The organism is Nostoc sp. (assembly GCF_036917235.1).
In the GTDB taxonomy this organism is placed as follows: domain Bacteria; phylum Cyanobacteriota; class Cyanobacteriia; order Cyanobacteriales; family Nostocaceae; genus Nostoc.
On sequence record NZ_JBALDU010000035.1, the window covers coordinates 155706 to 169625 of the forward strand.

General features: G+C 42.6%; 12 protein-coding genes, 1 other RNA gene and 1 pseudogene. 11 read left to right on the forward strand and 3 right to left on the reverse strand.

Annotated features, from left to right (window positions below; translation table 11 throughout):
• Nucleotides 1-73: 73 nt before the first annotated feature.
• Both V7K44_RS12770 and V7K44_RS12775 read left to right on the forward strand, forming a co-directional pair.
• Nucleotides 74-667, forward strand: a pseudogene (locus tag V7K44_RS12770) (Rpn family recombination-promoting nuclease/putative transposase); the annotation flags it as partial.
• Between the two features lie 6 nt (nt 668-673).
• Entirely contained in the window at nt 674-943 is a 270-nt protein-coding gene (locus V7K44_RS12775) for a DUF4351 domain-containing protein (RefSeq protein ID WP_334932025.1), read from the forward strand.
• A gap of 62 nt (nt 944-1005) precedes the next feature.
• Here the strand turns inward: V7K44_RS12775 and V7K44_RS12780 are convergent, their stop codons facing one another.
• Complete coding sequence (locus V7K44_RS12780; RefSeq protein ID WP_334931927.1) at nt 1006-2088, reverse strand: MraY family glycosyltransferase; 1083 nt, start codon at nt 2086-2088, stop codon at nt 1006-1008.
• A gap of 156 nt (nt 2089-2244) precedes the next feature.
• Between V7K44_RS12780 and groL the strand changes: the two genes are divergently transcribed.
• From groL to rnpB, 4 genes are all read left to right on the forward strand, one after another.
• On the forward strand, nt 2245-3918 hold the full coding sequence (groL, locus tag V7K44_RS12785) for a chaperonin GroEL (protein WP_334931929.1): 1674 nt from the start codon (nt 2245-2247) through the stop codon (nt 3916-3918).
• A 280-nt stretch (nt 3919-4198) separates the two neighbouring features.
• Nucleotides 4199-5341 carry a magnesium/cobalt transporter CorA gene (gene corA / locus V7K44_RS12790; protein ID WP_334931931.1) on the forward strand — a complete coding sequence of 381 codons (1143 nt, stop codon included), beginning with the start codon at nt 4199-4201 and terminating at the stop codon, nt 5339-5341.
• A gap of 65 nt (nt 5342-5406) precedes the next feature.
• Nucleotides 5407-6105: a hypothetical protein gene (locus tag V7K44_RS12795; RefSeq protein ID WP_334931933.1), complete on the forward strand. Its 699-nt coding sequence runs from the start codon at nt 5407-5409 to the stop codon at nt 6103-6105.
• A 46-nt stretch (nt 6106-6151) separates the two neighbouring features.
• An RNA gene (gene rnpB, locus V7K44_RS12800) (RNase P RNA component class A) lies at nt 6152-6572 on the forward strand.
• Nucleotides 6573-6694: 122 nt separating this feature from the next.
• On the opposite strand, the gene V7K44_RS12805 is transcribed toward rnpB, so the two are convergent.
• Nucleotides 6695-7078: a hypothetical protein gene (locus V7K44_RS12805; protein WP_334931935.1), complete on the reverse strand. Its 384-nt coding sequence runs from the start codon at nt 7076-7078 to the stop codon at nt 6695-6697.
• A 127-nt stretch (nt 7079-7205) separates the two neighbouring features.
• On the opposite strand from V7K44_RS12805, the gene V7K44_RS12810 reads away from it, so the two are divergent.
• The 3 genes from V7K44_RS12810 (at nt 7206) to V7K44_RS12820 (ending at nt 9432) form a co-directional block, all read left to right on the forward strand.
• Entirely contained in the window at nt 7206-7388 is a 183-nt protein-coding gene (locus tag V7K44_RS12810; RefSeq protein WP_099104126.1) for a hypothetical protein, read from the forward strand.
• 89 nt (nt 7389-7477) lie between these two features.
• Nucleotides 7478-8197, forward strand: coding sequence for a ribonuclease III (rnc, locus tag V7K44_RS12815; RefSeq protein WP_334931937.1), 720 nt, complete (start codon nt 7478-7480; stop codon nt 8195-8197).
• A 116-nt stretch (nt 8198-8313) separates the two neighbouring features.
• Nucleotides 8314-9432: a Gfo/Idh/MocA family protein gene (locus V7K44_RS12820; protein ID WP_334931939.1), complete on the forward strand. Its 1119-nt coding sequence runs from the start codon at nt 8314-8316 to the stop codon at nt 9430-9432.
• Nucleotides 9433-9454: 22 nt separating this feature from the next.
• Here the strand turns inward: V7K44_RS12820 and V7K44_RS12825 are convergent, their stop codons facing one another.
• Entirely contained in the window at nt 9455-11572 is a 2118-nt protein-coding gene (locus V7K44_RS12825; protein WP_334931941.1) for an ATP-binding protein, read from the reverse strand.
• 293 nt (nt 11573-11865) lie between these two features.
• Here V7K44_RS12825 and V7K44_RS12830 point away from each other — a divergent pair, with 293 nt between their 5' ends.
• Nucleotides 11866-12606, forward strand: coding sequence for a RibD family protein (locus V7K44_RS12830; RefSeq protein ID WP_334931943.1), 741 nt, complete (start codon nt 11866-11868; stop codon nt 12604-12606).
• A 104-nt stretch (nt 12607-12710) separates the two neighbouring features.
• A complete protein-coding gene (locus tag V7K44_RS12835) occupies nt 12711-13892 on the forward strand; it encodes a GNAT family N-acetyltransferase (RefSeq protein ID WP_334931945.1) in 1182 nt (393 codons plus the stop codon).
• Nucleotides 13893-13920: the final 28 nt, after the last annotated feature.

A 13920-nucleotide genomic window follows, 5' to 3' on the forward strand; every position in this document is an offset into this window, starting at 1 on the left:
GGGTAGCGATTTTTCGTAGTTGGAGCTAAAGCGCCAACTACGAACTTATTAAATAAAATTTGACAGACTAATTATGAAAACAGACTCTATTTTTTATCGTTTATTTCAAACTTTTCCCAGTGCTTTTTTTGAATTAATTAATCTGCAAGCATCAGAAGCAAATGCATATAATTTCAGTTCAGTAGAATTAAAGCAAACAGCATTTCGCATTGATGGAGTTTTTCTTCCTGTTGCTGATACTAGTAGTCAGCCGATTTATTTTGTGGAGGTTCAATTTCAAAAAGATAACGAATTTTACGCTCGTTTATTTTCAGAAATATTTCTGTATTTACGACTTTACGCACCTACTACAGATTAACGAGCAGTAGTTATATTCCCTCGCCGCAGCCTTGAACCAAGCCAAATACAACCGTATCGAGTCTTACTTGAAAGCCAATTGGTAACGAGGCTATATTTAAACGAGCTTGGAGAATTAACTGAACATTCTTTGGGAGTTGGTATCATCAAATTAGTAGTTGTAAATAAAAAACAAACTCCCATATTAGTCAAAAGTTTGATTACAAAGACACGTTCGGAAGTGAGCGATAAAGCACTTCAACAAAAAGTGCTAGATTTAATAGAAACAATTGTAGTTTACAAACTACCGCGTATCAGTCGTCAGGAGTTGATAAAAATGTTTGGACTCGGTGATTTTGATATCAAAACTACCAGAATTTATGAGGAACTCCATGAGGAAGTTCGTGATGAAGTCAGGCAAAAACAGACTCTAGAGGTAGTCATACGTCTGTTGCGACGACGCATTGGTAATTTGAGTCCGCAATTGTCAGAGCGCATCAGTCAGTTATCTATTGAACAGCTTGAAAATCTAGCCGAAGCACTGTTAGATTTTTCCACACAAGGAGATTTAGTTGTTTGGCTGCAAGACAATTTAACTCAAGCTTGAATTTTTTGTGGACAGAATAAACCATAGTAGGGCTTGCATTGTAATGCTCACCCTACAAGCAACTAAGGCTGTTGGCGTATCCTTTGCCAGACAGTAAAGGCTAAAAGAAGGATAATGCTACTGGCGGTAGCCAGCATCACAGCCAAACTCATACCTTGTATTCTCATCGCCAGCAAGTTGAAAACTAAGGTAATTGACCAAAGCGTAAACGCAGCATTGCGCTGGGAGAGTCCCCAAGCAAGTAAGCGGTGGTGCAGGTGGTCTTTGCCAGGAGTACTGAGAGGGTTATTTCCTGCTAGTAGCCGCCGCACAAATACTTGAGTGGTGTCTAGCACCGGTAACAACAGAAATAAAACCGTAGGAATTAGCGCATAAACTGTGTTTTGTTGCAGTTTTCCTAAAATACTAGTTGCTGCCAGGACATAGCCGAAAAAGTATGCCCCGGCATCACCCATAATAATTCGTGACGGATGGAAATTATGGCGCAAAAATCCTAGTGCAGCACCTCCCAAAGCTGCAAGTACTAAGATTGCCGCGGCACGATTGTTAAATTGAGCTGCAACGCCCAACAAACTCATGGCGGTAATAAAGCTGATTCCTCCTGCCAAGCCATCCATACCATCCATCAAGTTGATGGCGTTGGTAATCCCTACTACCCATAGTACTGTTAGCAACATGGACAGAAGCGAGTCGATGGGAGTGCCAAACAGGACTTTGACGCTGATGCCATTAGCTACCAGCAAAAGTGCGGTGACAATTTGCGCCCACAATCGAACAGAGGGCGGTAAGCCAAATTGATCGTCGATAAAACCTACAAGGACTAATATCGAACCCCCCAACAGAATAGTGAGCACCTGAGCCAATACGTTTTGGAGTTCGATCGGTCGTAAAAGGCTAGCTAATACCAGCGCGGCAATCACGCCCGCGTAGATAGCCAGCCCCCCGGCATTGGGTAAAGGTTCTCGGTTGAGTCGCCGGGCGTTGGGTTGGTCAGCCCAACCTACCCGCAAGGCGAATTTGCGTACTGTCGGAATTAAACGCCAAGTTACAACCCAAGCTAAAAGGAACGTAAATACTACTGCCAACCAGCCGGTGCCGCTAGGGTCGGCAATACCAAGGGACTTAAGGGAGTTGTCTAGATTCATCTCCCAATTCAAGCATTACTGCCTGTATCTAATATGAGCATCACCTGTATATTAATCAATTTTTTATTTCCATTTGTAACTTGAGCCACTTGAGAGATTAGCACTCTGGCGCTGTGAGTGCTAAATTGTCTAATGGAAGCGCTGGAGAAATGAAACATGGCGAAAATTATTGCATTTGACGAGGAATCTCGGAGAGCTCTAGAAAGGGGTGTTAACGCCCTTGCCGATGCTGTAAAAATCACCTTGGGGCCTAAAGGTCGCAATGTCCTTTTAGAGAAAAAATTTGGCGCACCTCAAATTGTCAACGATGGTATCACTGTTGCCAAGGAAATTGAATTAGAAGATCCTTTGGAAAATACTGGTGCAAGACTCATCCAGGAAGTGGCCTCAAAAACTAAAGATGTCGCTGGGGATGGTACAACCACCGCCACCGTTTTAGCACAAGCCTTAATTCGAGAAGGTTTGAAGAACGTCGCGGCAGGTAGTAACCCTGTTAGCTTGAGACGCGGGATCGACAAAACTATTGAAGCATTGGTACTAGAAATTGCCAAAATAGCCAAGCCAGTAGAAGGAAGTGCGATCGCTCAAGTTGCTACTGTCTCTGCTGGTAACGATGAAGAAGTTGGCCAAATGTTAGCTCAAGCAATGGAAAAAGTCACCAAAGATGGTGTAATTACCGTTGAAGAATCCAAATCCCTAACCACCGAACTAGAAGTAGTTGAGGGGATGCAGATTGACAGGGGTTATATTTCTCCCTACTTCGTCACCAACAACGAACGGCAAATCGTCGAATTTGAAAACGCCCGAATCTTGGTTACTGATAAAAAAATCAGCAGCATCCAAGATTTAGTACCGATTTTGGAAAAAGTTGCCCGTTCTGGTCAGCCTTTGCTAATTATCGCTGAAGATGTCGAAGGTGATGCTTTGGCAACTTTGGTGGTGAACAAAGCGCGGGGTGTACTGGCTGTGGCTGCCATTAAAGCACCTGGATTTGGCGATCGCCGCAAAGCTTTGTTAGAAGATATTGCTATTCTCACCGATGGACAGTTGATTTCGGAAGAAATCGGCTTAAGCTTGGATACCGCTGCTTTAGAAGCGCTGGGAACTGCCCGCAAAATCACCATTGACAAAGAAAGCACCACAATTGTCGCTGGCAGTGTCACCAAGCCAGAAGTACAAAAGCGGATTGGTCAAATTCGCAGACAGTTAGAAGAAACTGATTCTGAATACGACCAAGAAAAACTCCAAGAACGCATCGCCAAGCTCGCTGGCGGCGTGGCAGTGATTAAAGTGGGTGCGGCAACCGAAACCGAACTCAAAGACCGTAAACTGCGGATTGAAGACGCGCTCAACGCTACTAAAGCTGCTGTGGAAGAAGGTATTGTTCCTGGTGGTGGGACAACCTTGATTCACTTAGCTAAGGCAGTAGAAGCGATTAAAAAGACCTTACAAAATGACGAAGAAAGAATTGGGGCTGATATTGTCGAACGAGCGCTAGAAGCCCCCTTGCGCCAAATAGCAGACAACGCTGGTGCTGAAGGTTCTGTAATTGTCTCGAAAGTCCGCGAGAGCGACTTCAACATTGGCTACAACGCTGCTACTGGCGAATTTGAAGACTTGATTGCTGCTGGTATTATCGACCCTGCCAAAGTTGTGCGTTCAGCTTTGCAAAACGCTGGTTCCATTGCTGGTTTGGTCTTAACCACCGAAGCGATCGTTGTTGAAAAGCCAGAGAAGAAATCTGCTGCTGCTGCCCCTGATATGGGCGGTATGGGTGGCATGGGCGGTATGGGCGGCATGGGCGGCATGGGCGGCATGGGTATGTTCTAATTTCTGCTGACCCAGATAAATATTTTTTAAACAGTTTGTCTTGCCAAGGCAAACTGTTTTTTTGTAACATTGCTCATTCAGAGGCAATATGTTATACCAATTCGTAATTCGTCAGATTAAATCTGGGTGATGACCAAATTAGCAACCTAAATAATTGCTTAATTTAGAAAGTACCGTCTTTATATTAATTTTTGTAAAATAACGTGTAAGTTATCCTTATGTCCTTTGTTATTTACTAATGACAAATGACCAATGACAAATGACTATTAGGTAATATTGCATGGCACGAAAACTACGTCGCCTTCCTAAAATACTCACCAAGCTGTATGAAGACGAATTCCATCACCAACCAGGGACTATACCTGGAACCATTTTTATTGATGCAGATGCTCCACCACCAATAATTTTTTTGATTGACTATAACCAAACTAATTTCATCCGCGAACAAATAGAAACCCCAGAGGAATGTGTCTCTTATCTGGAAGCAGAATCGGTTTCTTGGGTAGACGTACAAGGTTTGGGTAGTCAAGACATATTACAACGATTGGGTAACGTTTTTAAGTTACATCCTCTAGTTTTAGAAGATGTAGTCAATGTACCGGAGCGTCCCAAAACAGAGGATTATGAAGATCAATTACTTTTCATTGCCCGGATGGTAGTGCCAAAAGAAAGAACATGTGGTTTTTATAGCGAACAAGTGAGTTTGATCTTAGGAAAAAATTATCTGCTGACAGTGCAAGAGGAACCAGAACATGATTGCTTTGAAGCGGTGCGATCGCGAATTGAAAAAAACAAAGGTATCATCCGTAAACAGGGAGCAGATTATTTAGCTTATGCTCTATTAGATGCAATTATTGATGGCTTTTTCCCAGTGCTGGAGCTTTATGGCGAACGAATCGAAGAGTTAGAGGAGGAAGTAATAGTTAAACCTACTCCCCAAACATTGCAAAATATTTATCAAATTAGACGAGAATTACTGCAACTACGTCGTGCTATCTGGCCCCAACGGGATGCAATTAATTCCTTAATTCGAGATGCTCCCGATTTGATTTGTGAAGAAGTGCGAATCTACCTGCGAGATTGTTATGACCATACAGTGCAAGTGATGGATATGGTAGAAACTTACCGAGAACTATCATCTGGATTAATGGATGTGTACCTTTCGGCAGTGAGTAATAAAATGAATGAAATCATGAAGGTACTAACGATAGTTTCAACAATTTTTATTCCCCTGACTTTTGTGGCCGGAATATATGGTATGAATTTCAATACTGAGAAATCACCATATAATATGCCTGAGTTAAATTGGTATTGGGGTTATCCGCTTTGTTGGGCAGTAATGTTAGCGATCGCACTTAGTTTACTATTCTTTTTTTGGCAGCGAGGCTGGCTACAAAATTCTGTAGTAATCAAGCGCAATTAAAAATTGTAGAGTAGCGATGAGTCAAATATATATTCATTAGCACCGGGAGTTAAGATTTTTGAGTTATGAGGAGTAGCGACCAGAATTTAGTAGTTTTGACGATTTATATTATCGGTGTTTCATACGTTTTCAACCGCATGATTGAATCCATCGATGACCAAGTGAAATTTGAGTTTAAAAAAGGAACCGTTGACGAGCAACTCAAAGAACACAATCTAGACGATAAAATTGGAATTTCCTTTAAACTCAAACCCTCATACCCAATTGATGATTTGAAAGATTTAGGAATTAGCATTGAAAATAAATCAGATAATGTTGCCGTATACGTTGACTGGGATAATAGTTCTTTAGTTGTTGAACATAGTAAGCAATCTCGCCGCGTAATTCGGAAATCACCAGACTTAACCCGCGATTTAGCAGTACCCCAAAGTCCTAGCCTGATTGCTCCCAAGAAAACACTTTCTGAAACAGTGACAGCAGAAGATGTTTTCGAGCGCGATCAAGTAGCTGGAACCTATTCAGCAAAAAAACCACTAATTGATATCAATGGGCTACAAAAAGGGCAAAAAAAGTTGTACAACGACTTTATTAGTAGAAAAAAGGAGTTGGACTTTTCCTTGCAACTGGTGCTTAGGATATCTGAGGTGCGTTTAGGTCTAGCCCCAGGTCGTGATTTTCCTCCCATTAGTATTATCAATTGTCCTTTCACGGTCAGGAAGCTACCTTGGACTTACGCTCTACCTTGGAATAAAAAAAAGCAATAGCAACCAGACACACTATGCCATCCAAGATTACACTGGATCTAAGGAGAGAGTAGGCGCAGGCGGTTGCAGATCAGTCATAGTTACTGGTTTGAGGAAAGTCCGGACTCCCGAAAGACCAAACTTGCTGGATAACGTCCAGTGCGAGCGATCGTGAGGATAGTGCCACAGAAAGATACCGCCAAAACAATTTTAGATTTTAGATTTTAAATTTTGGATTGAATCTAAAATCCAAAATCCAAAATTCAAAATTGTTTGGTAAGGGTGCAAAGGTGCGGTAAGAGCGCACCAGCAGTATCGAGAGGTGCTGGCTCGGTAAACCCCGGTTGGGAGCAAGGCGATAGGAACTACGGTTGGTCTTTTACCAGTTCCGCTCAATGAGAGCCGCTTGAGGCGTTTGGTAACAAACGTCCCAGATAGATAACTGCCCTCGCAAGAGAACAGAACCCGGCTTATGTCCTGCTCTCTCCCCTTTAATGGAGTATGAACCTTTGACGGTTTGTACTCTATTATTTTTTGTACGGGTTTTATGCGTAAGCGTTCGCGTAGCGTCTCGTAGAGAAGCTCGTCGTAGACATCGCTAATTCATCATTTAAAGCATTCCCAATATCTCTAATGCTGTATCCAAATGCCATTTAACTCGATAGAGTCCAAACAGTTTCTCTTGACTGTACCGTGCTGGGTACTCTAGTTTCCTCCCCTCCATCGTCACCTTGAGCAATGCTGACTGCTCTGGTGTCGGTGTTCCCATAACTTCTAGTGTCCCTTCTAGCGCTTCTACTTGAGAAAGCATAGGAGACTTCAATCCTTTATTTTCTGACACTTGCTTGCAGGCTATAACAGGAAAAGTCAGGAGTGCATTAATGTATGATGCCTTATCAGCAGGGTTTCCTATTGCTTGGATGCCATACTGTATCAGACATAAATCGCGTAACGCTCTCAAGCTTTTAACTTCTAATTCTGTGCGCGTAAACATAAAATAGAGTTACCTCTTGTAAAAGTGGAATCGGTGGGCAACAAGTTTCTCAGGCTAAAATGCCCATCGATTTAATATTATCCACTGATATACACGTGGAGAATAAATCTATTTGTATTTCTATACAATGTCTAAAAATAAAGGTAATCCAGATAACTTAAAGCCATTCACCACGGACAGAGAGCGACCACTAACTGAATATCTACATTTGCGTGTCACTAAAGAAATGAAGGAAGAAGTGAAAGCTAAAGACGATCCTCCTGAATTTTGCCGTCAAGCTATCCAAGAGAAGCTAGATAGAGAGAAGTAGCAAAAAGTTGTTAAAGTAATAGTCCAAGAGATTTAGATATATAAAGATAGCTTCCCCTGCTCCCCCTGCCCCTCTGCCCCCTTCCCGTAATGCCCCTTGCCTATCCACGCCGTCAACGGCAACTTGAAAGTTTAGTCCAAAAATTTGGTTTGTCGCTAGAAGCACCTATAAAGTGGGAACTACTGGATTTAGCGCTCACTCATCCCACTGTCTCTGATTCGGCAAATTATGAACAGCTGGAATTTGTTGGTGATGCAGTGGTGCGGCTGGTGTCGGCTGTTGTGTTATGGGAAAATTATCCCGATTGTCCAGTAGGGGATTTTGCGGCAATTCGCTCGGTGTTGGTGAGCGATCGCATCCTCGCCCAATTAGCCAGAGTTTATGGTTTGGAGTTATACTTACTAGTCGCTGGCAGTGCTACCGCTGATAAAGTTGGTCTAGAGTCACGACTGGCAGATGCTTTTGAAGCAGTTTTGGGTGCGCTTTACTTAAGTACTCAAAATCTGGAATTGATTCGCTCTTGGCTAGATCCCCACTTTCACCAACTAGCAACAGAAATTCGCCTCGATCCTGCCAGACTTAATTACAAAGCTGCTCTCCAAGAATGGACTCAGGCGCAATTTAAAGTTTTACCAGAATATCGCGTTGTGGAAGTCACTCAACCGCACCGCAATCAAGAACGTTTCCTGGCTGAAGTGTGGCTGCACGGAAATAAACTCGGAGAAGGTAAAGGGCGATCGATCAAAACTGCTGAACAAGCCGCAGCTAAGGTGGCTTTTTTAGCAATACCTAACCCGCAAATACCCTGAGCTTAAAATAAGAGCAATTAGCCGATAATCAGTTGATTGTCAGTGGTCATTTGTCCCTAGTCCTTTGTATACAAATGACAAATGACAAATAACAAATGACAAATGATAAATGACAAATGACAAACCAAATTAAAATTGCTGTTATCGGAGTTGGGCGTTGGGGAGTGCATCTGCTGCGGAATTTCTTAGCACATCCTCAAGTAGATGTAGTTGCTGTAGTAGATCCCCATCCAGAACGATTAGCGGCGGTTAAACAGCAGTTTAATTTAGATGAAAATGTAATATTGACAACCCAGTGGGAAGATTTAAAAAAAGTGCCAGGGTTGACAGGAGTGGCGATCGCAACTCCTGCTACCACCCACTATGCTTTAATTAAAGACTCTTTCCAACAGGGATACCATGTTTTGGCAGAAAAGCCCCTAACTCTCAATCCAGCAGAATGTCAGGAACTTTGCCAGTTAGCAGAGCAGCATCATTTAATACTGATGGTTGACCACACTTATTTATTTCACCCAGCGGTTGAGCGAGGAAAAACTGTAGTACAAGCGGGTAAATTAGGTGATTTACGCTATGGCTATGCGACACGCACCCATTTGGGGCCTGTCCGCCAAGATGTTGATGCACTGTGGGATTTAGCTATTCACGATATTGCTATCTTTAACGCTTGGCTGGATCAAATTCCTGTGCAAGTACAAGCAACGGGTACTGTATGGCTACAGGGAGTAGGGGAGCTAGGGGAGCAGGGGGGCAGGGGAGCAGAGGTGAGTCCATATACAGATTCTGCTGTGCCTCAAGGTTTGGCTGATCTAGTATGGCTGACACTCACATACCCAGATGGGTTTCAAGCTTATATTCATTTGTGCTGGCTCAATCCTGATAAACAGCGACGGCTGGGGATTGTGGGGAGCCTTGGCAGCTTGATTTTTGATGAAATGTCAATATCATCACCTCTAACCCTGCTACATGGTGAGTTTGAACAGCAAGGGAATCAATTTATTCCTGTGAATCAAAGACAGATAGTGCTGGAATTAGAGCCAGGAGAACCATTGGGGCGGGTTTGCTCCTCCTTTGTTGCCTCTATTCTCAACAATACTCCCTCAGAGATTTCATCTGGCTGGGTAGGCACTGAGTTAGTAGAAATTCTTGCTGCTCTAACATTATCTCTTAGCCAAGGCGGTAAACCTGTTTTTTTGAGCGATCGCATCGTCAAGGATCAAAAGTTTCAGGAGTACTGATGAATATGGACTTTTGACTAAATTACTTCTTGAAAGTCCCATTTGCACAAACTCCTCCTTTTGGAAGACTTACCAAAATACTTTGCAGAGGCGAAAGACGAATCTCGCAAGTCTCATTTCCAAATAGCAACTGGGACTTCGGGAGCTTTTCTTTGTCTACCTCTACTTTCACAGACTTGTTGATCCCCAGAGAAGAACTTCCCCCAGATTCCTGTAGGTTGGGGTAGCGGCTTGCCTTTACTGGCTCATTCCCAGAGGAGAACCCCAAATCCCCGACATTTGCTTCTTTATTTGGAACAGCTAACAGCGAGATATCAATCAAAGGTAAGGTAATTTTCAGTGTCGTACCTTGATGAAGTCCCGCACTCTCAAGAGTAATGCTACCTCCCATGAGTTCGATTAAGTTTCGTGAAATTGCTAGTCCCAGTCCAGTACCTTCAAACTGACGCGTTGTAGTGCCATTCACCATTACAAAGGGGCGAAATAGTTTGTGCTGTTGAGTCGGATCGATGCCTATACCTGTATCCTTGACAGCTACTACCACACTACTAGATTGAATTTCTGTAGCAATGGTGATGCTGCCGGTGTCGGTGAACTTGGTGGCGTTGCCGATAACATTAATCAGCACTTGCTTCAGTTTTCCCGCGTCTGCCTTAATTGGGATCGCTTTGGAGGCTAACTCACATTTCAATTGCAAGCCCTTTTGTTGGACATTAACTGATTGTAAATTAATCACTTCTAACAATAGTTGTCGGAGGTCAATAGGCGTGGAAACAACTGAAAGCTTACCTGCTTCGATTTTAGAAATGTCGAGTAAATCATTAATAATACCTAACAAGTGAATCGTTGTTTCATCGGCACGTTTAAGAAACTCCATTTCTTCTTCTCGGTCATCACATAAGCCTTCTTCAACTAGGCGAATACAGTTAATAATAATATTTAATGGGTTTCTCAATTCATGGGAAGTCGTAGCCAAAAACTGGCTTTTAATTTGGTTAGCGCTTTTTGCTTCTTTCCAAGCTATTTCTAATTCTTCCGATCCAGCTTTTAGACGTTCTACCATTTGGTCTAAGGCTTGGGCCAGTTGATTGAATTCCCGAATTTGAAAATTATGCGGAACTGGTTGTGCGGCATGGTGAGAGTGAATATTGAGAGCATAGTCTCGCAATTCTTCTACAGGACGGGCCAAGTAAGGAGCTAAATATAGGGATGCTAACAAACTTGTACCAATCAAACCAACTGTCAGAACGATAAGAATTAATTTGATTTCCTCTAAACCAAACAGCGCATTATCGACACTACTAACAGCTAAAACTATCCATTTTTGCTGTTGCTGTTGAGTAAGTGGATTTGCAATAACTGTATAGCCAGCGACTAATTCTTCTCCCTGTCTAAAAGACAAATTTATCGAATCATTTTTTCCCGTAATTGCATTTTTAATTATGCTCTTGATTTGGGAAGCATGAGGGTGCTGAGTGATATTAGTTCCCACCCAATCTGTGAATGGGTGTGCCAAAATTGTGCCATCTTCAGCAATCACTACCATAGCGCCCGTGAGCGATCCCGGCGGATTTCTGGTTTGTTGGTACAATGCAGACTGAATACTTAAGCTGTAAATTGAATTTTTTCGGCTATCGGAAACTGGTGCAGATAAAACTACTTGCAGTTGATTTTGTGCATTTCTTTTTCCAGTCGTTCCTGCCTTTGGCGGAAAGATTGCTTTGACATCAATTCCATCACTGGGCAAAGGTAATCTCAATTCTCCAATTTCTCGATCCCCACAGCTACTAGCAATGATCTTCTGGTTTAGGATATTTGTTAGTTGGATGCACTCAATACTGGCTGGAAGTTGTTGCCTTAACTGCGTAATAATTTCTTGCTCTTGTATAGGCGAACCCGACGGAATAACCGTTGTTTTGCTTACACTCTGCAAATTAGCTTTTAAGATTGCGATCGCATCACCAATTCTCTCTCCTTTACTGATGGCGCTTTCTGTTAAGTTTTGCCGTGCAGTTCTCAATATACTAGTACGTGCCTTATTCAAGGCAACAAGTTCCCCTACTAGTAAAACTGGAACAAACAGCAGCAATATTCTCGTTACTAAAATTCGACGAAAGGAAGATTGGCGGGAATTAGTCATCAAGTGTCTCACTTTGCACCTGCAATCTACAACACCAAAGATATGCAATTAAATCAGCTAGATGAGACATTTTATTAAATTATCAGAATTTTATTTTCAATGTTTAAAAATAACAAATTACTATAATTCAAAAAGAAACGTGGTATACCAAAACTCGTATATGCTAGATGTAGAAGCGATTTGTGTTGCATATCAATACAGTGGTGAAATTATAAAAAAGTAGCTTGCAGGTATGGTTTTTTTGAAAATCTACACACGACTAAAGTAAATATTAAAACTATCAAATCAATTTAATGTTGCAACATCGTCCTCATACTACAGTTGTTTTAGCAATGAGTGCAGATGGCAAGATAGCAGATTTTAAGCGATCGCCTGCTCGGTTCGGCTCAAGGGTTGATAAAGCACACTTAGAAAAACAAATTGCTGCCTCTGATGCCGTTTTGTTCGGTGCTGGGACTCTGGACGCTTATGGAACAACACTTACTGTAACCGATCCAACTCTAGTGCAACTTCGGGCGCAAGGAGGGAAGCCTCGGCAACCAGTTCATATAGTGATTACAAACTCTGCAAACCTTAATCCGGAAATTCACTTTTTTAAGCAACCAGTTAGACGCTGGCTACTCACGACAACAGCAGGAGAATTTTCGTGGAAAGAACGCTTACAGACGCTTCACTCAACTCTGGGAATCGGAGTACAGGAGTACCCTTCAGAATTTGAGAAGATTCTGGTTTTTGAAACGCCAACGCGAGAAATTGACATTTGCGCAGCTTTGAAGTATCTAGCCACTCTACATATAACACGCTTGGCGATCTTGGGTGGAGGTGAATTAGTCGCTTCTTTGCTGGAATTAGACTTAATTGATGAATTATGGCTAACTGTATGTCCGCTGATTTTAGGTGGTAATACCGCACCCACACCGGTCGAAGGGAAAGGATTTTTACCCCATTTGGCTCCTAAGTTACAACTTATAGAAGTTCATACAGTTGAGCAAGAAGTGTTTTTGCACTATCGTCTGCAACGACCAGCAGATTAGATTACGCTAAGTTAAGTTATTTATTGGGCATTGGGCATTAGTTATTTCTTCCTTACTCCCCTGCCCCCCTGCTCCCCCCACTCCTTACTCCCTACTCCCCTAAGATGGTGGAACAACTTAAGCCTCGCTATTCTGTCGTTTGGACGAACAAAATCGCTGAAGTACCCCAAAATGCCTGGAATGCTTTGGCAATGCCACTCAAAACGCCGTTTTTAGAATGGGAGTGGCTGAACAATCTCGAAACCTCTCAAAGTGCTACAGCTAAAGCTGGTTGGTTGCCAAATCACTTGACATTGTGGCGAGATAGAACGCTGATTGCGGCTGCGCCACTTTATCTCAAAGGACATAGTTCTGGTGAATTTGTTTTCGATCACCAATGGGCAGAGTTAGCCGATCGCATCGGAGTCCAATATTACCCAAAATTGCTGGGGATGACACCATTTACTCCCGCTGAAGGTTATCGGTTCTTAATTGCCCCAGGAGAAGATGAGGATGAAATCACGGCGATGATGGTGCATGAAATTGACACTTTTTGCTCCAAAAATCGGATTTCTGGGTGTCATTTTCTCTATGTCGATCCCCAATGGCGTCCGATGCTGGAACGGCATGGTTTTACAACTTGGCTACACCACAGCTACATCTGGGAAAATGCTGGTTTTAAAACTTTTGATGACTACTTGAAAGTTTTCAACGCCAATCAGCGGCGCAATATCAAGCGGGAACGCAAAGCTGTGGAGAAAGCAGGTTTACGATTGCAACCGCTGAGTGGGGATCAAATTCCTCAGTCTTTGTTTCCCTTGATGCACCAATTCTATGCTGACACCTGTGATAAGTTTGGCTGGTGGGGTAGCAAGTATCTCACACGGAGATTTTTTGAGCAGCTACACACCGATTATCGCCATCGAGTCTTGTTTGTTGCCGCATATAGCGAGGAAGATAATTCTCATCCTTTAGGAATGTCTTTTTGTTTATTTAAAGATGACAAACTGTATGGACGCTATTGGGGAAGTTTTCAAGAAATAGATTGCTTACATTTTGATGCTTGCTATTATGCACCGATTGAGTGGGCGATCGCTAACGGCATCCAAATTTTTGATCCTGGCGCGGGCGGGCGCCACAAAAAACGCCGTGGTTTCCCCGCTATGCCCAATCACAGCTTGCACCGCTTTTACAATAATCGTTTAGGACAAATTATTCGTCCCTATATTAAGGAAGTGAATCAACTCGAACAGGAGCAGATTGAGGCAATTAATGCAGAGTTGCCGTTTAGTGAGAAAAATGCTTGAGAAAAAGGAACTAATCGATAATCAACAC